Origin of the sequence: Stenotrophomonas sp. 1278, from assembly GCF_029892765.1 — a bacterium.
In the GTDB taxonomy this organism is placed as follows: domain Bacteria; phylum Pseudomonadota; class Gammaproteobacteria; order Xanthomonadales; family Xanthomonadaceae; genus Stenotrophomonas; species Stenotrophomonas indicatrix.
This window is the reverse complement of record NZ_JARXWD010000003.1, coordinates 163,330-182,270: the sequence shown is the minus strand read 5'-3', so window position 1 is coordinate 182,270 and position 18,941 is coordinate 163,330. Positions and strand designations below refer to the sequence as shown.

Sequence of the window (18,941 nt, the reverse complement as noted above, 5' to 3'; positions counted from 1 at the left end):
CGCCTCAGATGATCGAATGATGGTCGTCCTCGTACCGCGCTGCGGCATCGAGGAAGCGGGCTACCAGCCACAGTACCAGGGTCACCAGCACGGCCAGCAGGTCGGCACCATCGATGGACAGGCGCAGCTGGCCGTGCGCGCTGGCCGACAGCAGTGCGCCCAGCAGCGGCGCCAGCACGCCGTTGACCAGCACCGCCAGCAGCAGCAGACCGGCAAAACGGCCGAAGCGGCGGCTGCCCTGCAGGGGGAAGAGGCGCTCGATGCGGACCTGGCCCAACAGCTGCGCCAGCTGCCACAACGCTGCGGCCACCAGTGCCGCCTGCGCCAGCGCCAGCGTACCGGCCCAGGCCAGCGGCAACCCACCCGCATCCATTTCCGCCTGCACCGGCGCGGTGCTGCCCAGCCACGTATTGGCCAGCGCTGCCGCGGTCAACAGCGGCGCTATCAGCACGCCGGCCCACGCCACCCAGCGCAGCCGGCGCGCGGCCTGGACGAGACGCCTTGATTTTTCTGATTCACGCATAGTAATTTCTGTTTTACAGAAAGTTTTTATCCATCTACAGGATACTTCGGATGACTGCACATTCCAAGCTGCCGCGCGCCCGCGCCATGTCGGTGGCAGCGCTCTGCCTGCTGCTGTCCCTGCCCTGCTGGGCGGGCCCGCTCTCCGCCGATGATGCGCGGGAGCGCCTGCGGGAGGCGGCCGACGGCAACCTGTCTGCGTTGGCCGATGCCACGGCCGTGCTGCCCGCGCCGTGGCCGTTGCTGGCACAGGCACGGCAGGCAGCGGCGCAACTGCATGAGCGGCAGGCGATCAGCCTGGCCGAGGCCTTCATTGCCCAGCGCGGCGGTGGCACCTGCGATACCGCGCTGGCGCAGCGGGTCATCGCCGATGCGGCTTTCGCTGCGGCCGACTACGCACGCGCCGCAGCCGCGGCGCAGGCATCCCTGCACGTGCTCGCACGCTGCCCTGCCGACCGCGATGCAGTGGAGGGCAGCCAGACCCTGGCGACACTGGCCGCTGCACTGGCAAGCGCGCCGCCGCAGCGCGTGCAGCAGTTCACGCCTGCGCCCACGGCATTCGCGCGCGACAAGGTCGGCCTGCCGCGCGCATCGGTGCTCATCAACGGCCGTGCGCAGGAATCGGTGCTCGATACCGGCGCCAATCTGTCGGTGATCTCGGCCAGCACTGCGCAACGGCTCGGCCTGCAGATCGGCGACGAGGCCGCGGTGGGCAGTTCGAGCCGGCGCACCGTGGCCACCCGCGTGGCCATCGCCGACCGCCTGCAGTTGGCCGGGCTGGACCTGCGCAATGTGGTGTTCCTGGTGTTGGACGATGCACAGCTGGACATGCCGGTGCCCGGCGGCTACCACATCGACGCGATCATCGGCTTCCCGGTGCTGCGCGCGATGGGCCGGATCCGCTTCGGCGGCGATGGCCAGCTGCAACCGCAACCGGGTGCCGGCGCGGCCGACCTGCCCCGCAACCTGGCGCTGGCGGGCAGCGATCTGTTCGTCGACGCACGCATCGGCGGCATCGAGGTGCCCATGCACCTGGACAGCGGCGCCAGCAGCTCGTCCCTGTCGGCCCATTTCGCCCGCGCACATCCGCAGGTGCTGAAGGACCTGGCGGTAACGCGCCAGCGCCTGGCCGGCGCCGGCGGCAGCAGCGAACGCGCAGTGGCACAGTGGCCACAGGTGACGGTGCAGATCGGCGGGCAGCGCGCGATGCTGCCGTCGCTGGCGGTCACCCTGCAGGATCCAACCGAGGTGAGCGTGCGCAACCAGTGTGTGCTCGGCTGGGATGTACTGGCCGCCTTCCCGGCCTGGACCCTCGATTTCGATCACATGCGGCTGGAGCTGGAAGGCATCAGCACGCGTGAAGCCGCAACGTCGGTCACAACACCGTTGTGATGCAGCACGCAACACGCTGCGCGCGTTAATTCCGGATGCAGAAAGGGCCGTGATCGGCGCGACACGCGGCTAACAGGGCGCCGTTCAAGAATCGCACGGCCATGTGCCAGCCAGGGGATGCAGCGCCTGCCCTGGCCATCGGCTCCCTCTCGGCATCGGCATGGATGGCACATGGACCTGTTCGCCTCGCTCGCGTTCGGCAGCTACCTGCTGGCCTTTTTCATCGTCGCGCTGTTCGCGGCGGCCTACCTGAAACGCTCGGAGTTCATGCCCTACCACGGTGAAGCGGTCGGGCTGGCCTGGGGCGGCGTCCCACCGCGCATGCAGGTGCTGCTGATGGCATTGATCAAGGTGGTCGGCGCGGGCTGGATCGCGCTGGCCGGCGCAGGGGTGATGCTGGCCTGGCTGATCTTTTTCGGTGGTCACTTCGCGCTGCCACAGCTGGTCGCCTTCCAGCTGTTCTGTCTGCTGGCCACGTTGCCACCGGTCGCGGTCGCATCCGGCGTGCGAAAGCGCACGGGTGCCAGGACGCCGGTCTCTGCCGGTGCGGCCGTGGTCGCGCTGTGCTGCATCGGATTCCTGCTGGCCCTGCTGTCGCTGCTGCAACCTGCCTGACCTCCCCCACACCGAGGTTTCCCGCATGAATCCCCAGTCCCTGCTGTACAGCGTGATCAACGGCGACCTTCCTCCGTCCAAGGCCGGCCTGTTGCTGGGGTGGCGTTTCATCAGCCACGATCCCGCACAGGACCAGATCAATGTCGAGTTCGATGCCAGCACCGCCCTGACCAACCCGATGGGCAATATCCAGGGCGGCTTCCTGTCGGCGATGCTGGATGACTGCATGGGTCCGGCGATCTACGCAACGCTGCCGCCCAACCGGTTGGCGGTAACGGTCGAATCGAAGACCAGTTTCGTCAGTCCCGCCCGTCCCGGGCGCATCATCGGCTGGGGGCAGATCGAGCACAGCAAGGGCAGCATCATCTTCACCCGCGGGCGCCTGATCTCGCCCAGCGGCCGCTTGCTGGCCACGGCCAGCGCCACGTTCCGCGTGGGGGCGATGCGCTGGCGCGGACTGCCGGTGCCCAGCACCGTGGCCCGGCACATGGTCGGCCACATCCTGCGCAGGGCGCAGGCGGACAATGGCTGACCCGCTCAGCGCGCGGCGCGTCCGCTGCCCGCCACCTGCACCCGGTCGCGGCCCAGCGCCTTGGCCTCGTACATGGCGGCGTCGGCGGCGCGCACCAGCGCGTGCCAGCCAATCGGATCAAGCGCGCCCTGGGCAACACCGAAGCTGGCCGTGACCCGCAGGATGTCACGGCTGCCCAGCACGATGTCCTGCGCACGCAATGCCACCCGCAGCGACTCGGCCAACCGCCGGCCACTGGCCAGATCACCATCGGCCAGCAGCACCAGGAATTCCTCGCCGCCGTAACGGGCGATGCTGTCGTTGCGGCGCAGATGGCTGCGCAGCAACTGCGCCACCTGCACCAGCACGTCATCGCCGGCCGCGTGCCCCTGGCCATCGTTGATCGCCTTGAAATGGTCCACGTCCAGCAGAATCACCACCGCCTGCGTGCTTCCCTCGGCACGCCGCTGTCGTACCCTTTCCTCCAGCGAGCGCCGGTTCAACAGGCCGGTCAGCTGATCGGTATCGGCCAGCTCGCGCAGCTCACGGGTCAATGCCGAGCGCTGGTGCGACTTCGCCCGCAGTACCTCGATGGCATCGAACAGGCGCTGCATTTCCGCCATCGGGTGGGTGGCATGCTGCTCTGCACCCGGCGTTTCCGAGGCGATCTGGATCACCTGCGCCTGCGCCTGCAGCAACGGCCGCAGGATCTGCACGTGGGCGATGCGCAGTGCCAGCGCAAGCAGCAGCAGCGTACCCAGCACGGTGGCGCCCAGCACGGCCAGGCGTACCGCTTCCTTGTTGCGGGTGTGCTGGAAGCGCGCGATCGAAACGCCGAGGTAGCCATCACGCAGCGCTTCCAGCGATTGCAGGGTGGGTACGTAGCGCGCGGTGAACTCGGCCGCCGTCCAGGGGGGCGGTACGCCGCGCCGGCCATCGTCGATCAGCTGTTCCACCATCGGCAGCGACTGGCCGAAGAACTGCCGGCGCGCCATGTCCCAGTGCAGGGACAGCGCCGGCTCGCTGCGGAACACCGATTCGTGGCTGGCCGCCAATCGCCACAGCTCCAACAGGCGGCCCTCGGTCTGCTGCGCAGCGCGTACCTGCGGCTCCCGCCACGCGCCGGGCACGGCCAGCGGCGCCATCACGTTGGATGCCAAGCGGCCACCGTGCTCGCGCAGGTCGATCAGGATCTGCCCCTGCATGGCAGGAATCGCGGCTTCGCGATCAGCCGCGACCAGATCGCTGATCTGCACCGAGGTCAGCACCTGCAGCCGGTCATACACCGCGAACATGTTGTTGATCGCGTGCTCCACCTCCTCTGCCGAGCGCTCGCCTCTTGGCAGCGCGGCCACCCGGTCGACCGCGGCGCGCGCAGTCTGCAACCGGCGCCGCGCTTCGTGCAGGCGCGGTGTTTCGTCCACCACCCGCGGGTCGTTCTGGAACACGCTCTGCAGGTGCTGCGTCGCTGCGTCCACCCGCTGCCGTGCGACCGCCAACTGCGCGGCCAGTCGGCGCTGCTCCTGCACATCGGTGCTGTCGGCGCCGAGCAGGCTGTTGGCCGGTCCCCGCTCGGCCGACACCAGATTGGCCAGTTCGAAGGTCTGCCGCAGTTGCTGCAGGCTGACCAGGTTGGCCTCGGCTTCGGTGTAGCGCTGCGTGCCCTGCACCAGCGCGATGGCCATCAGCGGCAGCGTGCACAGCACGAACAGGCCACCGAGGATCCAGAGCCAGGTCTGCAGTCCGTTTGGCGATGCCCTGCGGCCCATCGATGTATCCCCTGGCGTGCGGATCAGTGTAGCGCTCTGCCCGGGTGAAGGCGGGTCAGATCCAGCGCTGGTCCACCAGTTCGCGCTTCACGTAGGCGTAGAACACCGGCGCGGCTACCAGCCCGGGCAGGCCGAAGGCCGCCTCCATCACCAGCATGGCCAGCAGCAGCTCCCAGGCGCGCGCCTGGATCTCGCCGCCGACGATGCGCGCGTTGAGGAAGTACTCCAGCTTGTGGATCACCACCAGGTACAGCAGCGCAGCCACGGCCACGTAGAACGACACCGACAGCGCGACGATGGCGATGATGGTGTTGGAGATGATGTTGCCCACCACCGGCAGCAGGCCCGCCAGGAAGGTGATCAGCACCAGCGTCTTCGACAACGGCAGGTGCACGCCGAACAGCGGCAGCACGCCCAGCAGGAAGATGGCGGTGAACACGGTGTTGAGCAGCGAGATCTTCACCTGCGCGAACACCACCTGGCGGAACGCCGTGGCAAGGCGGCTGGTGCGGCCGATCAGTTCCTGCGCCAGCGGGCCCATCTTCGGCAGCGGCAGTTCGTCATACAGCGCGATCATCGCACCCAGCACCATGCCGATCAGCACCCGCACGCCCACCTGCACCACCGATGTGCCGGCCACGCCCAGCTGGCGCTGGTGCTCGGCGGCCCATTCGTTCACGGCGGCGCGCAGCGCCGTCAGATCCTCGGGAATGTAGGGCTGCAGCAGGGCCGGCACCTGGTGGCGCGAGGTGTTGAGGATGTCCATCAACCGCGCCAGCAGCACATCCGGGCCACCGGTCTCGTTGCGGAAGAACGAGGCCACGCCGATACCGGCCAGCACCAGCACGCTGATGATCACCGCCGACAGCACGATCACCGCGATCGCCCGCGCCCGGCCGGGACGCAGCTTGCCTTCGACGGTGGAGGCCAGCACATGGGTCAGCTGGAACACCAGCAGCCCCGACAGCAGGGTCACCACCAGGCCAAGCTTCAGTGCCAGCCACATGCCCAGCAGCATCATCAGCCAGGCGGCGATGCGTGCGGCGGGAGGCCTGGGCAGGGTCGGGATGACGAGGGACATCGGGGCACATCCTGGTGGGGTGGCCCATGGTAGTGGATTGAGGTGATGCGCCCGCGCATGCGCGTCCTGTGGCGGTCGCGTGCCGTCAGCGTGCGGCCACCGCGCCTGCCGCACGCGCCAATGCGACCGCCTCCTGATCACCCTTGCGCTCGCTGTAGCGATCAACCAGGTAGTCCGCACGATCCCGCGTGAGCAGGGTGAACTTGACCAGTTCCTCCATCACATCCACCACCCGGTCGTAGTACGCCGAGGGCTTCATCCGCCCGTTCTCGTCGAACTCCTGCCATGCCTTGGCCACCGAAGACTGGTTGGGGATGGTCAGCATGCGCATCCACCGCCCCAGCACGCGCAGCGTGTTGACCGTGTTGAACGACTGCGAACCGCCACTGACCTGCATCACCGCCAGCGCCCTGCCCTGCGTCGGGCGCACGCTGCCGTCTTCCAGCGGCAGCCAGTCGATCTGGTTCTTGAACACGCCGGTGACCGTGCCGTGGCGCTCCGGGCTGATCCAGACCTGGCCTTCGGACCAGTGCGACCACGCGCGCAGGCGCTGCACTTCAGGGTGATCGGCGCCGACGCTGTCGAGCATGGGCAACGCATGCGGATCGAACACCCGGGTCTCGCAGCCGAGGTGGCGCAGCAGGCGCTCGGCCTCCAGCGCCAGCTTGCGGCTGAACGACTGCGGGCGCAGCGAGCCATACAACAGCAGGATCCGCGGCGGGTGTGCGCGGCCGGCGCCCAGCAGGGTCGGGTCGGGCTGGGGAAGCGAGGCTTCGGCCAGATTCGGAAGGGTGGCGCTTGCGATGGATTCATTCATTCGACTATTCTAGAAATATGGAAACGAAGAATGCAATCGCCGCCCTCACTGCCCTCGGTCATGCCACCCGCCTGGCCGCGTTCCGGCTGCTGGTCGAAGCCGGCCCGGCCGGACGCATGGCCGGTGACATCGCCGCCGCCCTGCAGGTGCCGCCGGCCACGCTCAGCTTCCACCTGAAGGAGCTGCTGCAGGCCGGGCTGGTCGAGAGCGAGAGCCAGGGCCGCAATGTCTGCTACCGCGCCAACTTCAGCGCGATGACCGGCCTGATCGACTACCTCACCCACAACTGCTGCGCAGGCTCGCCCGATCCGGCCTGCAGCCCCACCTCCCCTGATTGCGCCTGCTGACCGGAGATCTGCTTCGTGACCACCCAACGCGTCCTGTTCCTGTGCACGGGCAATTCCGCCCGCAGCGTCCTTGCCGAAGCCACGCTGCGGGCGTGGGCCGGTCATCGCTTCGAGGTCTTCAGCGCCGGCAGCCAGCCCACCGGCGAGGTCAATCCGTTCGCACTTGCGCAATTGCAGGCCGAGGGTATTGCAACGGCAGGCCTGCGCAGCAAATCGTGGGACGAGTTCGCCGACGGCGCGCCGATGGACCTGGTGATCACGGTCTGCGATGCCGCGGCCGCCGAGGCATGCCCGGTGGTGTTCGGCGATTTCGTGCGCGCGCACTGGGGCCTGCCTGATCCGGCCGCCGTCGATGGCAGCGCGGAGGACAAGGCGGCTGCATTCGCGCAGGCCCACGCCATCGTCAAGGCACGGTTGCTGGCCCTGCTGGCATTGCCCGCAGCGACATGGTCCGACCGCGGGCCGTTGAAAGACGCGCTGGATCGCATTGGCTTCGTGCAGCCCGGGGACGGCCAGGCGTGAGCGCACCAGCACCGATGGGATTGTTCGAGCGTTACCTGACCCTGTGGGTGGCGCTGTGCATCGTGGCCGGCACCCTGCTTGGCCACGCGCTGCCGCAGCCATTCGCTGCACTGGCGTCGGCGGAGGTGGCCGAGGTCAACCTGCCCATCGCGGTGCTGATCTGGCTGATGATCATCCCGATGCTGCTGCGGGTCGATTTCAGTGCGATGCGCCAGCTCGGCCAGCACTGGAAAGGCATTGGCGTGACGCTGTTCATCAGCTGGGCAGTCAAGCCTTTCTCGATGGCGTTGCTGGGTGGGTTCTTCCTGCGCCACGTGTTCGCCGACGCGCTGCCCGCCGCGCAGATCGACAGCTACATCGCCGGGCTGATCCTGCTGGCAGCAGCGCCCTGCACCGCGATGGTCTTCGTGTGGAGCAACCTGTGCCGCGGCGATGCCAACTTCACCCTCAGCCAGGTGGCGTTGAACGACGCGATCATGGTGGTGGCCTATGCACCGGTGGTGGCGCTGCTGCTGGGCCTGTCGGCGATCAGCGTGCCGTGGGACACGCTGCTGCTGTCGGTGTCGCTGTACATCATCGCGCCGGTGTTGGTGGCCGCACTGCTGCGGCGCTGGATGCTGGCCCGTCGCGGCCAGGCTGGCCTGCAGTCCGCGCTGCGCACGCTGGGCCCGGTCTCGCTGCTGGCCCTGCTGCTGACGCTGGTGCTGCTGTTCGGCTTCCAGGGCGAGCAGATCGTGCAGCAGCCGCTGGTCATCGCCATCCTGGCGGTACCGATCCTGATCCAGGTCTACTTCAACTCCGGGCTGGCCTACCTGCTCAACCGGCGCCTGGGTGTTGCCCACTGCGTGGCCGGTCCCTCGGCGCTGATCGGCGCCAGCAACTTCTTCGAACTGGCCGTGGCCACCGCCGTGGGCCTGTTCGGCGTGCATTCCGGCGCGGCGCTGGCGACCGTGGTCGGCGTGCTGATCGAAGTACCGGTGATGCTGTCGGTGGTGCGCATCGTCAATGCATCGCGCGGCTGGTACGAGCGGCGCTGAGGCAAGGACGCACCGCGCAGGTCGCCCAGGCTGCCGACGCCATCGCTCTCAACATCCACTTCACCCGTGATGGGATTCGATGGCCGGACAGGAGCTCCTGCTGCAGCGCCCGGTCGGTTGGGCAAGGGCATACCGCCCTCCATGGTTGTTGATCATCCCCCGCCCTGCCCACCCTGAGGACGTTGCCGTGGACACATCGCTTCACTCCCTTGCGAAGCTGGCCGCCCGCGTGTTGCTGATGCTGCTGTTCCTGGTATCGGGCCTGGGCAAGCTGTCCGACCCGGCGGCAACACAGGGCTACATGGCCGCGATGGGTCTCCCCGGCATCCTGCTGTGGCCGACCATCCTGTTCGAGATCGGCACGGCCCTGTGCATCCTGCTCGGTTTCCAGACCCGGGCAGTGGCAGCGGTGCTCGCCGCCTTCAGCCTGGTCACGGCCTTCATCTTCCACCACCAGCTCGCCGACCCGGTGCAGCAGATCATGTTCCTGAAAAATCTGGCCATCGCCGGCGGCTTCCTGCTGCTGGCCTGCAGCGGGCCTGGCCGCTTCAGCGTGGACGCCAGGCGCGGCAAGCCCTGAGCCGGGCAAAGCGCGGCATCCCGCCGCCCTGCCCTTGCCTCAGCGACCCTTGGGCGGGGCCGTCGAACCCCGCAGCATCACGCTGAAATCCAGCGTCTGCTGAAGCGGTACATCGACCTGTTCGATGATGGCGAGCAGCAGGTTGACCGCGCGCTCACCGATCTCCCGCATCGGTTGCCTGATGGTCGTCAACGGAGGCGTGAGGTAACGCGATGACGCCAGGTCGTCGAAGCCGACGATGGAGACGTCATCCGGCACGCGGATGCCCAGGTCACGGCAGGCTGCCAACGCACCCAGCGCCATCTGGTCGCTGAAGCAGAAGATCGCGGTGGGTGCGGTTGCGGGCGGCAGCAGCGCCATCGCGGCCGCATGGCCGGACTCCACGGAAAAGTCACCCGGCACGACGCTGAGGTGGCGCAGGCGGCCACGCGCCCTGCCGGCGGCGCGCACGCCTTCCAGCCGTTGCGTGTGCAGGGGATTGTCGGGCGGTCCGCCCACCACAGCGATCCGCTCGTGCCCCAGTCCGTACAGGTGCTCCATCACAGCGCGCGCGGCGGCCGCGTTGTCGATGTGGACGCTGGGGATGCCCAGCGCGGGATCGAACTCGCAGCCATTGACCACCGGTGCAGCGGTACCTCGTTGCTGGACAATCTCGCGCGCCGTCGGCGGCAGGCGATGCCCCAGCACGATCAGACCATCGGCCTCGTTGCGCCGGAGCATCTGCGCGTAGCGCTCCTCGCGCTCGGGCAGGTTCTGGGTGTCGCCCAGCAGGACGGCGTAGCCAACGGCCTGCGCCGCATCCTCCGCGCCCTGCAGGATCTGCGCGAAGAACGGGTTGGCGATGTCCGGCACGGTGACCAGGATCTTGCCGCTGCGCTGGGTCTTGAGTGTCCTGGCCACCGTGTTGGGCACGTAGCCCAGCGCAGCAGCGGCCTGCTCGATGCGCGTGCGAGTAGCCGGCAGCACTTTGTCCGGCCGGGAAAGCGCTCGCGACACCGTGCCTGCGGAGACGCCGACGTGCCTTGCGATGTCGTAGATGGTGGCCATGGCGTTACCTCTTCCTTCCGCTGTGCAGTGCACAACGGGTCTTTCGAATGCCCCTGCTAGGATAATGCAATCGATTGCATCGAGGGCGAATCAACGTGAAGATGCTCAAGGGTCCAGCGCTGTTCCTGGCGCAGTTCATCGGCGACACACCTCCCTTTGATCGGCTGGACACGCTGGCCGGATGGGCCGCGGGGCTGGACTATTCTGGCGTACAAGTGCCGACCAGCGCGCCCCACCTGTTCGATCTGGCCGAGGCGGCGCGCAGCCAGGCGTACTGCGACGACGTCAGCGGCATGCTGGGCGGACATGGCCTGCAGATCACCGAGCTGTCCACCCACCTGCAGGGGCAGCTGGTTGCCGTCCATCCGGCCTATGACAGCCTGTTCGACGGATTCGCGCCGCCGGACAAGCGTGGCGATCCGGCCGCCCGCCAGGCCTGGGCGGTGGAGCAGCTGCTGCTGGCCGCCAAGGCCAGCCAGCGCCTGGGGCTGACCGCGCATGCCACGTTCTCCGGCGCACTGGCCTGGCCTTACTTCTATCCCTGGCCGCAGCGGCCACCCGGGCTGGTGGACGAAGCCTTCGCCGAACTCGGCCGACGCTGGCGCCCGATCCTGGATGCCTTTGACGCCTGCGGCGTGGACCTGTGCTTCGAGATCCATCCCGGCGAGGACCTGCATGACGGCGCGACCTTCGAGCGCTTCCTCGACGTGGTGGACCACCATCCCCGCGCGAAAATCCTGTACGACCCCAGCCACCTGCTGCTGCAGCAGATGGACTACCTCGGCTTCATCGACCGTTACCACGATCGCATCGGCATCTTCCACGTCAAGGACGCGGAATATCACCCCAGTGCCAGCAGTGGCGTGTATGGCGGCTACCAGGACTGGATCGATCGTCCGGGCCGGTTCCGTTCACTCGGCGATGGGCAGATCGACTTCAAGGCGATCTTCTCGAAATTCGCCCAGTACGACTTCCCCGGCTGGGCGGTGCTGGAATGGGAGTGCTGCCTGAAGCACCCGGAAGACGGTGCACGGGAAGGAGCCGCCTTCATCCGCGACCACATCATCCGCGTGACCGGACGCGCCTTCGACGACTTTGCCGACAGCGGCACCGATCCCGGATCACTGCGCCGCATGCTCGGGATCTGAGACATCACTGCCTGGGAGGGCAAGCCATGACGCACACCATGTCGCGCTTGGGCGCGATGATGTTTCTGCAGTTCTTCATCTGGGGGGCATGGTTCGTCACCCTGGGAACCTATCTGGTGCAGGGCCCGCTGCAGGCCAGCGCAAGCCAAGTGGCGACGGCCTTCCTCAGCCAGTCCATCGGTGCCATCGTCGCGCCTTTCCTGGTCGGTTTGATCGCTGACCGCTACTTCGCGGCGCAGCGCATCCTTGCGGTCCTGCACCTGGCTGGCGCAGTGCTGATGTGGCTGGCGTCCACCGCAACCAGCTTCAGCATGTTCTCCGCCTGCGTCATGGGCTACATGCTGCTGTTCATGCCGACGCTGGCACTGGCCAACAGCGTGGCGATGCGGCACATGCAATCGCCCGAGAAACAGTTCCCGCTGGTGCGGGTGGCCGGCAGCGTCGGCTGGATCGTGGCAGGCGTGCTGATCGGCTGGCTGGGCTGGGAACAGGCGCACCGGCTCGAGCTGACCTTCCGGATGGCGGCGGTGGCGTCGCTGGCGCTGGGCCTGTATGCGTTCACCCTGCCGCACACCCCGCCGCTGGCACGGCAGCGCGATGCCGGCCTGGGGCAGATCCTGGGGCTGGATTCGCTGCGCCTGCTGAAGTCACGCTCGTACCTGGTGTTCTTCCTTGCGTCCATCGCGATCTGCATCCCGCTGGCGTTCTACTACAACTTCACCAACCCGTATCTCAACGACCTGGGCGTGCGCGGCGCGGCGGGCCTGCAGTCGCTGGGACAGGTCTCCGAAGTCCTGCTGATGCTGGCCATGCCGTTCCTGTTCGTGCGGCTGGGGGTGAAGACGATGCTGGCGGTGGGCATGGCCGCATGGGTCGTGCGTTACGTCATGTTCGCCTTTGGCGATGCGGGCGGCGGCTTCTCGCTGCTGGTGATCGGCATCGTGCTGCACGGCATCTGCTACGACTTCTTCTTCGTCACCGGCCAGATCTACACCGATGCGCATGCCGGCCCGGCCGCGCGCAGCAGCGCGCAGGGATTCATCACCCTGGCCACGTATGGCGTGGGCATGCTGATCGGTACGTTCCTGTCCGGCGCGGTGGTGGAGCACTTCACCACTGCAGCCGGTCCGGACTGGCAGCAGATCTGGCTGTTCCCGGCAGGGGTCGCGCTGCTCGTGCTGATCGCCTTCCTGCTGCTGTTCCGCGACCGGCCAGTGGTTGCGGCCGCACCTTCCACGCCCTGAGGACCCTACCTGATGCCAAAGCCTGGAATCGCCATCGTCGGCACGGGAATGATCGGTGCCGTGCACCGTCGCGCGGCGCTGCTGGCGGGTGCCGACATCCGTGGCGTGGCCGCCTCTTCTCCGCAGCGCGCACGCGATGTGGCGCAGGCGTGGGGTGTCCCGCGTGCCTATCGGGACATCGAGGAGGTGGTCGCCGACCCACAGGTGCAGGTCGTGCACGTATGCACGCCCAACCACCTGCACCGTCCCATGGCACAGGCCGCACTGGAAGCCGGCAAGCACGTGGTCTGCGAGAAGCCGCTGGCCACCACGCTGGAAGACGCCCGGGCGCTGGCAGCGTTGGCGGCCGCCAACGCGCTGGTCGCCACGGTGCCCTTCGTCTACCGCTTCCACCCGGTGGTCCGCGAGGCGCGCGCACGCATCGCCCATGGCGAACTGGGGCCGCTGCACCTGATTCATGGCAGCTACCTGCAGGACTGGCTGCTGGACCCGGCCAGCAACAACTGGCGCGTGGACCCGGCGCTGGGCGGCGCGTCGCGCGTGTTCGCCGACATCGGCTCGCACTGGTGTGACCTGGTGGAATGGGTCAGCGGCGAGCGCTTCACCGAGGTCAGCGCGGCGTTCGACACGGTGATCGCCGAACGCAGCACCGACACCGGGCAGAGCTTCACCACAGCAGCGGCCGGTGCCGCGATGCAGGCGGTCACCAGCGAGGACGTGGCGGCAGCGATGTTCCGTACCGGCGCCGGGACGCTGGCATCGTTGACGGTCAGCCAGGTATCGGCCGGACGCCACAACCGCCTCTGGTTCGAGATTGATGGTGCCAGGGCCAGTGTGGCGTTCAACCAGGAAGATGCCGAGCGGCTGTGGATCGGCAAGCCCGACCAACGCGAGGAAGTCTTCGTGCGCGGACCGGGCGCCGGCAGTGCCGAACAGCGCCGGCTGTCGCTGTTGCCGGCCGGGCACGCGCAGGGCTACGGCCACTGCTTCGAGGCATTCGTCGCCGACACCTACCGCGCCATCGAAGGCGAGCGACCGGATGGCCTGCCCACCTTCGAAGACGGCGTGCGCTCGGCGCTGATCGTCGACCGCGTCATCACCTCGGCCAGGACCCGTGCCTGGACCGCCATCGGTTGAACCCCGGGAGCATCTCATGATGAACACGCCTGCCCGCAGAACTGCCACCCTCGCCCTGCTGCTGTTCGCTACCCTGCCCGTCCTGGCACACGAAGCCGTCAGCCCGCACAAGCCCATCGCCGTGCAGATGTACTCACTGCGCAACGCCGGCCCGCTCGACCAGCAGTTGAAGATCGTCCATGACGCCGGCGTGGATGCGGTGGAAACGGTGGGCACGCAGGGCGTCAGCGCCAGCGAACTCAAGCAGTTGCTGGACCGGTATTCGATCAGGGCGATTTCCTCCCACGTGCAACTGGCCGAGCTGCGCAAGGACCTGGACGGCGTGGTGGCCTTCAACCGGTCGATCGGCAACACCACCCTGGTGGTGCCTTACCTGGACGCGAAGGATCGGCCGACCGATGCCGCAGGCTGGACCGCGCTGGGCAAGGAACTGGGCGCGATCGCCAAGCAGGTACGGGCCAAGGGCATGCGCCTGGCCTACCACAACCATGACTTCGAACTGGTCGACTTCAATGGCCGGACCGGCCTGGAACTGCTGTTCGCAGCGGCCGGGCCGTACCTGCAGACCGAGCTGGACCTGGCCTGGGTCGCGCGTGCGGGCCTGGACCCGGCGGTGATGCTCGGCAAGTTCCGCGGCCGCCTGTTCGCGGTGCACGCCAAGGACAATGCAGCCAAGGGCCAGGCCGAAGACGAGGGCGGCTTCGCTGCCGTCGGCCAGGGTGTGCTGGACTGGCGCGCGATCCTGCCAGCCGCCGCAGCGGCCGGCGTGCACTGGTACATCCTCGAGCACGACCAGCCACGCGATCCGGCCAAGGTCATCCAGACCGGCGCGGACTACCTGCGTGAACACCTGTCCCCCCGCCTGCCAGCCAGCGCGCAGCGCTAGTACGCGAAGGAGTCCTGATTGAAAACGATGCTGAAAGTGACTGTGATTCTCTGTGCGGCGATGCTGGCAACCACGGCATGGTCCAAGGACGACCCTGCAGCCGGCGCAAAGCTCTACACAGCGAACTGCACGGCCTGCCATGGTGCCGATCGCGCCGGCATGCCGGGCGCATTCCCCGCGCTCACCGACATCGGCAAGCGCCTGGATGCCGCGCAGATCAAGGACAAGATCAGGAAGGGCGGCGGACTGATGCCGCCGTTCTCCCAGCTGTCGCAACAGGAGATCGACGACATCACCAGCTATCTGGCGAAATAGGCCGCCAGCGTTACAGCTCGCGCACCCAGATGTTGCGGTAGCTGACCTTGGCGTCGTGCTCCTGCAGATGGATCGGCGCGCACGCATGCGGTGAATACGAGGGCGGGCCGATGTACTCGGTCCTGCCCGCCAGCACGGTGTCGTCCTGCACCAGCACGCCGTTGTGCAGCACGGTGATGCGCGCCGGCGAGATGAGCCCGCCGCCCGGTGAGAAGCGCGGCGCCTTCCAGAGGATGTCATAGGCCTGCCACTGCCCCGGCGCACGCGAGGCGTTCACCAGCGGCATGGCCTGCTTGTAGATGGAGCCGGCCTGGCCGTTGGCATAGGTCGGGTTGTTGTAGCTGTCCAGCACCTGCAGCTCATAGAGTTCCTGCAGGAAGATGCCGCTGTTGCCCCGGTTCTGGCCGTCGAAACCCTTGGTCTCGACGGGTGTGCGCCACTCGACATGCAGCTGGATGTCGCAGAAGCGCTGCTTGGTGCGGATGCCCTTGCTGCCCGGCACGATGGTCATGGCGCCGTCGGCGACGGTCCAGGGCACACGTCCGCCCTGCTCCGACTCCCAGGCGGAGGCATCCTTGCCATCGAACAGCACGATGGCGTCGGACGGCGCCTTGCCCGGCGGCGTGGCCACGGTTGCAGGCACGGGCGTCCACACCTCGGTCTTCGCCGGGTCGCGCGCAGGATCGGTGTTGGCCTGCGCGAACGCCGGTGCCGCGGCCAGCACGCCGGCGGCGATCAATAGCGGCGCGATCTTCATGGCGTGATCCATCAGCTGGTCCCCCATGCGGGCGTGCCGGGAACATAGGCCAGGTCGCCGTCGTAGCGGCCCGGCACGGCGACGTAACGCAGCACTTCGGTCGCGCCAACCTTGGAGGTAAAGAAACCGAAGATGGTGAGCTGCTTGAACATCGTGAAGTAATGCGGCATCGGCTCTCCTGCTTCGGCGGTGCCGGTTTCGGTCACCTCGACCGCGTGCTTCCTGGCCTCTGCATCCAGCGCGCGCAGCAGTTCAGTGCGGGCCTGCGGCGCAAGTGAAACGAAGCGGCCGCCGGCGCGTTTGTCGATATCGGCCAGGCCAGCACGGAACGTCGCCTGCTGCCGGGCGGTGTAGCAGTCGCTGACGAACGTCGCCATGAATGCACCGGCGCCTGCGTCTTTCGCCCCCGGCGTTTTCGTCCGCGGCAGGATGGTCTCGGCGATCTCGTCCAGCGTGCCGACCTCCGCGTCGGAGAAGCGCGTCTTCGCCCCTGCGGCGGGAGCCTGTGCCTGACCGAGCGCAGGCAGGCCGATCATCGCCGCGCCGGTGGCGGCAACGATCATCTTCAGCAGTTCGCGGCGGTCCATCAGAGGTTCCCCGCTTTCAGTTCGCGCACGGCATGGTCAGCAGCCCGCGCGGTCAGTGCCATGTAGGTCAGCGACGGGTTCACGCACGCGCTGGAGGTCATGCAGGCACCGTCGGTGACATAGACGTTGGGCGCATCCCAGACCTGGTTGTGCTGGTTCAGCACGGACGTCCTGCGGTCACGGCCCATGCGCGCGGTCCCCATCTCATGGATGCCCTTGCCCGGGGCGTAGTCGTTGTCGTGCATCTCCACGTCCTTGACGCCGGCGGCCTCGAGCATCTCGGCGGCATCGGCGGCCATGTCCTTGCGCATGGCCAGTTCGTTGGCGCGCATGGATACATCCATCGCCAGCACCGGCAGACCCCACTTGTCCTTGCGGTCCCGGTCCAGGCGGATCGTGTTGTCGTGGTGCGGCAGCATTTCGCCGAAGCCGGTCATGCCGATGCGCCAGTCACCGGGCACGGTCAGCGCCTCCTTCAGGTCGGCGCCGATGTTCAGCTCGGCAATCTCGCGCGACCACCCCATGCGGCTGGCACCGCCCTGGTAGCCGAAGCCGCGCAGGTAGCCGCGCTTGTCAGCGGCCACGTTGCGGAAGCGGGGAATGTAGAAGCCGCAGGGACGACGGCCGAAGTAGTACTTGTCCTCGAAGCCTTCGACCCGGCCGGAGGCACCCGCGCCGAAATGATGGTCCATCACGTTGTGTCCCAGCTCACCGGACGAAGAGCCCAGCCCGCCCTCCCACACATCGGTGGCCGAGTTCATCAGCAGCCAGGTCGAATTGAAGGAGGAGGCGTTGAGGAAGATGACCTTGGCCATGTACTGGTAGGTCTGGCCGGTCTCTGCGTCGATGATCTCCACGCCCCGCGCCCGCTTGCGGTCCTTGTCGTAGAGCACTTCCTTGACGATGGAGAACGGCCGCAAGGTCAGGTTGCCGGTCTTCATCGCCGCTGGCAGTGTCGCCGCCTGGGTGGAGAAATAGGCACCGAAGGGACAGCCGAGGATGCACTTGTTGCGGTACTGGCAGTTGACGCGGCCCTGCTCGGGCATCGGCTTGGTGATGTTCGCCGTGCGCGAGTGGATCATGTGCCGGGTTCCGCCGAAGGCCTTCCTGATCCGCGCGGCCACGTCCTTTTCGACGATGTTCAACGGGATCGGCGGCAGGAACTCGCCGTCCGGCAGCACGTCCAGCCCTTCGCGCGTACCGGCGATGCCGGCGAACTTCTCCACATGGTCGTACCACGGCGCGATGTCGGCGTAGCGGATCGGCCAGTCGGTGGCGATGCCGTCCTTGAGGTTCGCCTCAAAATCCAGGTCGGAGAAGCGATAGCTCTGTCGCCCCCACATCAGCGAACGGCCACCCACGTGGTAGCCGCGGAACCAGTCGAACCGTTTGGTCTCGATGTACGGCGATTCCTGTTCGTCGGCCCACATGCCCTGCAGGTTCTCGGCCAGCGCGTAGTCGCGCATCAGCACCGGGAAGGCGGCCTTCATCGCCTGTGTAGGCCGGTTGCGATGCGGGAAATCCCACGGCTCCTTCATCGCGTTGACGTAGTCCTTGACGTGCTCGATGTTGCGTCCGCGTTCCAGCATCAGGACCTTGAGGCCCTTCTCGGTCAGTTCCTTCGCCGCCCAACCGCCACTGATTCCCGAGCCAACAACGATGGCGTCGTAATGATTGTCTGCCATGGATCTCTCACCTGGTGGATATCGTTTCAGACGTCGCAGAGGCGGATGGCCTCGCGCAGCGAACCAACGGGATCCGGTGCCGCAGGCATGAATTCCTGCGCCAGATACCCATCGAAACCGGTGTCGCGGATCGCGCGACAGATGGCGGGGTAGTTGAGTTCCTGCTGGTCCCCGATCTCGTGCCGGCCCGGCACGCCCGCGGTGTGGTAATGCTTGAAACAGGCGTGATGCCTGCCGATGGTGGCGATGATGTCGCCCTCCATGATCTGCATGTGATAGATGTCGTACAGCAGGCCGAAGTTGTCCGAGCCGAGCCGCTGGCACAGTTCCACGCCCCAGGCAGAGTGGTCGCACAGGTAGTCGCGATGATCGACCCTGGAGTTCAGCAGCTCCATCACCAGCACCACGCCACGTTTCTCGGCATGCCCGAGGATGCGCTTGAGGCCGGCCTCGGCATTGGCCATGCCCTCCTGCGGGTCCATCCCGTTGCGGTTGCCGGAAAAGCAGATGAGGTTGCGGTAACCGGCATCGGCCACCAGGTCGATATGCCGCGTGTAGCGCTCCACCAGCTGATCGTGGAACTCACGGCCGGCAAAGCCTTTGGTAAGGCCCAGCTCCGCGCCGTTGCACATCGAGCTGTATACGCCGTGGGCCTTCAGCGTGGGCCAATCCTCCGGCCCCACCAGGTCAATGGCGGCAAAACCGATGTCCTTTACCGTCGCGCAGAGCTGGGCGACCGACAGCTGCGGGAAGGTCCAGCGGGCCACCGAGTGCTTCAGGTTGCCCTTGAGCGGCGCAGTGGCGGCAAACGCAGGCAGAACGCCCGCCGCCCCCAAGCCAAGGCTCGCAGCGGCCGCCATGCGCAGCGCATCGCGCCGCGTGAGGCCCGGGGCCGGTCTGATCGAATGGATGGACATCCACCTGCCGGCCTCCCAACCGGTA

The 18,941-nt window shown here is 67.4% G+C and carries 21 protein-coding genes; 12 read left to right on the top strand and 9 right to left on the bottom strand.

What is annotated here, in order from left to right; translation table 11 throughout:
* Positions 1-4 precede the first annotated feature (4 nt).
* Positions 5-523: a hypothetical protein gene (locus M2299_RS04800; RefSeq protein ID WP_152543169.1), complete on the bottom strand. Its 519-nt coding sequence runs from the start codon at positions 521-523 to the stop codon at positions 5-7.
* Between the two features lie 50 nt (positions 524-573).
* On the opposite strand from M2299_RS04800, the gene M2299_RS04795 reads away from it, so the two are divergent.
* The 3 genes from M2299_RS04795 (at position 574) to M2299_RS04785 (ending at position 3,061) form a co-directional block, all read left to right on the top strand.
* Positions 574-1,914 carry a retropepsin-like aspartic protease gene (locus tag M2299_RS04795; RefSeq protein ID WP_280883969.1) on the top strand — a complete coding sequence of 447 codons (1,341 nt, stop codon included), beginning with the start codon at positions 574-576 and terminating at the stop codon, positions 1,912-1,914.
* Positions 1,915-2,085: 171 nt separating this feature from the next.
* A complete protein-coding gene (locus M2299_RS04790) occupies positions 2,086-2,529 on the top strand; it encodes a hypothetical protein (RefSeq protein WP_033830584.1) in 444 nt (147 codons plus the stop codon).
* A gap of 25 nt (positions 2,530-2,554) precedes the next feature.
* Complete coding sequence (locus M2299_RS04785; RefSeq protein ID WP_280883968.1) at positions 2,555-3,061, top strand: PaaI family thioesterase; 507 nt, start codon at positions 2,555-2,557, stop codon at positions 3,059-3,061.
* 5 nt (positions 3,062-3,066) lie between these two features.
* Here the strand turns inward: M2299_RS04785 and M2299_RS04780 are convergent, their stop codons facing one another.
* The 3 genes from M2299_RS04780 to arsH form a co-directional block, all read right to left on the bottom strand.
* Entirely contained in the window at positions 3,067-4,809 is a 1,743-nt protein-coding gene (locus tag M2299_RS04780) for a GGDEF domain-containing protein (protein ID WP_280883967.1), read from the bottom strand.
* A gap of 55 nt (positions 4,810-4,864) precedes the next feature.
* Complete coding sequence (locus M2299_RS04775) at positions 4,865-5,890, bottom strand: AI-2E family transporter (protein ID WP_032975895.1); 1,026 nt, start codon at positions 5,888-5,890, stop codon at positions 4,865-4,867.
* 85 nt (positions 5,891-5,975) lie between these two features.
* Positions 5,976-6,707: an arsenical resistance protein ArsH gene (arsH, locus tag M2299_RS04770; RefSeq protein ID WP_280883966.1), complete on the bottom strand. Its 732-nt coding sequence runs from the start codon at positions 6,705-6,707 to the stop codon at positions 5,976-5,978.
* A gap of 17 nt (positions 6,708-6,724) precedes the next feature.
* Between arsH and M2299_RS04765 the strand changes: the two genes are divergently transcribed.
* From M2299_RS04765 to M2299_RS04750, 4 genes are all read left to right on the top strand, one after another.
* The gene (locus M2299_RS04765) at positions 6,725-7,054 is read left to right on the top strand and encodes a metalloregulator ArsR/SmtB family transcription factor (protein WP_080149449.1); all 330 of its coding nucleotides are present in this window, start codon (positions 6,725-6,727) and stop codon (positions 7,052-7,054) included.
* Between the two features lie 15 nt (positions 7,055-7,069).
* Positions 7,070-7,576: an arsenate reductase ArsC gene (locus M2299_RS04760; RefSeq protein WP_025873932.1), complete on the top strand. Its 507-nt coding sequence runs from the start codon at positions 7,070-7,072 to the stop codon at positions 7,574-7,576.
* Positions 7,577-7,590: 14 nt separating this feature from the next.
* On the top strand, positions 7,591-8,613 hold the full coding sequence (gene arsB, locus M2299_RS04755) for an ACR3 family arsenite efflux transporter (protein WP_280884007.1): 1,023 nt from the start codon (positions 7,591-7,593) through the stop codon (positions 8,611-8,613).
* Between the two features lie 187 nt (positions 8,614-8,800).
* Entirely contained in the window at positions 8,801-9,193 is a 393-nt protein-coding gene (locus M2299_RS04750) for a DoxX family protein (protein ID WP_025873933.1), read from the top strand.
* Positions 9,194-9,232: 39 nt separating this feature from the next.
* Here the strand turns inward: M2299_RS04750 and M2299_RS04745 are convergent, their stop codons facing one another.
* Positions 9,233-10,240 (bottom strand): LacI family DNA-binding transcriptional regulator, encoded by a 1,008-nt coding sequence (locus M2299_RS04745; RefSeq protein WP_100435941.1) that lies wholly within the window; start codon positions 10,238-10,240, stop codon positions 9,233-9,235.
* 95 nt (positions 10,241-10,335) lie between these two features.
* On the opposite strand from M2299_RS04745, the gene M2299_RS04740 reads away from it, so the two are divergent.
* The 5 genes from M2299_RS04740 to M2299_RS04720 are packed head-to-tail and all read left to right on the top strand — an operon-like array spanning position 10,336 to position 14,970.
* Complete coding sequence (locus M2299_RS04740) at positions 10,336-11,388, top strand: sugar phosphate isomerase/epimerase family protein (protein WP_280883965.1); 1,053 nt, start codon at positions 10,336-10,338, stop codon at positions 11,386-11,388.
* Positions 11,389-11,414: 26 nt separating this feature from the next.
* On the top strand, positions 11,415-12,632 hold the full coding sequence (locus tag M2299_RS04735) for a nucleoside permease (RefSeq protein WP_099783178.1): 1,218 nt from the start codon (positions 11,415-11,417) through the stop codon (positions 12,630-12,632).
* A 12-nt stretch (positions 12,633-12,644) separates the two neighbouring features.
* Positions 12,645-13,769 (top strand): Gfo/Idh/MocA family oxidoreductase, encoded by a 1,125-nt coding sequence (locus tag M2299_RS04730; protein WP_280883964.1) that lies wholly within the window; start codon positions 12,645-12,647, stop codon positions 13,767-13,769.
* Between the two features lie 19 nt (positions 13,770-13,788).
* Positions 13,789-14,655: a sugar phosphate isomerase/epimerase gene (locus M2299_RS04725; RefSeq protein WP_099844227.1), complete on the top strand. Its 867-nt coding sequence runs from the start codon at positions 13,789-13,791 to the stop codon at positions 14,653-14,655.
* Positions 14,656-14,682: 27 nt separating this feature from the next.
* Positions 14,683-14,970 (top strand): cytochrome c, encoded by a 288-nt coding sequence (locus tag M2299_RS04720; protein ID WP_280884006.1) that lies wholly within the window; start codon positions 14,683-14,685, stop codon positions 14,968-14,970.
* A 10-nt stretch (positions 14,971-14,980) separates the two neighbouring features.
* On the opposite strand, the gene M2299_RS04715 is transcribed toward M2299_RS04720, so the two are convergent.
* The 4 genes from M2299_RS04715 to M2299_RS04700 are packed head-to-tail and all read right to left on the bottom strand — an operon-like array spanning position 14,981 to position 18,916.
* Positions 14,981-15,754, bottom strand: coding sequence for a DUF1080 domain-containing protein (locus M2299_RS04715; protein WP_099842080.1), 774 nt, complete (start codon positions 15,752-15,754; stop codon positions 14,981-14,983).
* Complete coding sequence (locus M2299_RS04710) at positions 15,739-16,314, bottom strand: gluconate 2-dehydrogenase subunit 3 family protein (protein ID WP_033830572.1); 576 nt, start codon at positions 16,312-16,314, stop codon at positions 15,739-15,741. The genes M2299_RS04715 and M2299_RS04710 overlap by 16 nt, the downstream gene beginning before the upstream one ends.
* Positions 16,314-17,999, bottom strand: a complete 1,686-nt coding sequence (locus M2299_RS04705; RefSeq protein WP_280883963.1) for a GMC family oxidoreductase — start codon at positions 17,997-17,999, stop codon at positions 16,314-16,316. Before M2299_RS04705 ends, M2299_RS04710 begins: the two co-directional genes overlap by 1 nt.
* Before the next feature lie 26 nt (positions 18,000-18,025).
* Positions 18,026-18,916 (bottom strand): TIM barrel protein, encoded by an 891-nt coding sequence (locus tag M2299_RS04700; protein WP_170919601.1) that lies wholly within the window; start codon positions 18,914-18,916, stop codon positions 18,026-18,028.
* Between the last annotated feature and the right edge of the window lie 25 nt (positions 18,917-18,941).

Coding starts and splice junctions, on each gene's coding strand:
- arsB (WP_280884007.1), top strand. CDS start 7,591: ATGGGATTGTTCGAGCGTTACCTGACCCTGTGGGTGGCGCTGTGCATC.
- arsH (WP_280883966.1), bottom strand. CDS start 6,707: ATGAATGAATCCATCGCAAGCGCCACCCTTCCGAATCTGGCCGAAGCC.
- M2299_RS04785 (WP_280883968.1), top strand. CDS start 2,555: ATGAATCCCCAGTCCCTGCTGTACAGCGTGATCAACGGCGACCTTCCT.
- M2299_RS04715 (WP_099842080.1), bottom strand. CDS start 15,754: ATGGGGGACCAGCTGATGGATCACGCCATGAAGATCGCGCCGCTATTG.
- M2299_RS04735 (WP_099783178.1), top strand. CDS start 11,415: ATGACGCACACCATGTCGCGCTTGGGCGCGATGATGTTTCTGCAGTTC.
- M2299_RS04720 (WP_280884006.1), top strand. CDS start 14,683: ATGCTGAAAGTGACTGTGATTCTCTGTGCGGCGATGCTGGCAACCACG.
- M2299_RS04700 (WP_170919601.1), bottom strand. CDS start 18,916: ATGTCCATCCATTCGATCAGACCGGCCCCGGGCCTCACGCGGCGCGAT.
- M2299_RS04775 (WP_032975895.1), bottom strand. CDS start 5,890: ATGTCCCTCGTCATCCCGACCCTGCCCAGGCCTCCCGCCGCACGCATC.
- M2299_RS04800 (WP_152543169.1), bottom strand. CDS start 523: ATGCGTGAATCAGAAAAATCAAGGCGTCTCGTCCAGGCCGCGCGCCGG.
- M2299_RS04745 (WP_100435941.1), bottom strand. CDS start 10,240: ATGGCCACCATCTACGACATCGCAAGGCACGTCGGCGTCTCCGCAGGC.
- M2299_RS04795 (WP_280883969.1), top strand. CDS start 574: ATGACTGCACATTCCAAGCTGCCGCGCGCCCGCGCCATGTCGGTGGCA.
- M2299_RS04780 (WP_280883967.1), bottom strand. CDS start 4,809: ATGGGCCGCAGGGCATCGCCAAACGGACTGCAGACCTGGCTCTGGATC.
- M2299_RS04705 (WP_280883963.1), bottom strand. CDS start 17,999: ATGGCAGACAATCATTACGACGCCATCGTTGTTGGCTCGGGAATCAGT.
- M2299_RS04790 (WP_033830584.1), top strand. CDS start 2,086: ATGGACCTGTTCGCCTCGCTCGCGTTCGGCAGCTACCTGCTGGCCTTT.
- M2299_RS04730 (WP_280883964.1), top strand. CDS start 12,645: ATGCCAAAGCCTGGAATCGCCATCGTCGGCACGGGAATGATCGGTGCC.
- M2299_RS04765 (WP_080149449.1), top strand. CDS start 6,725: ATGGAAACGAAGAATGCAATCGCCGCCCTCACTGCCCTCGGTCATGCC.
- M2299_RS04725 (WP_099844227.1), top strand. CDS start 13,789: ATGAACACGCCTGCCCGCAGAACTGCCACCCTCGCCCTGCTGCTGTTC.
- M2299_RS04710 (WP_033830572.1), bottom strand. CDS start 16,314: ATGGACCGCCGCGAACTGCTGAAGATGATCGTTGCCGCCACCGGCGCG.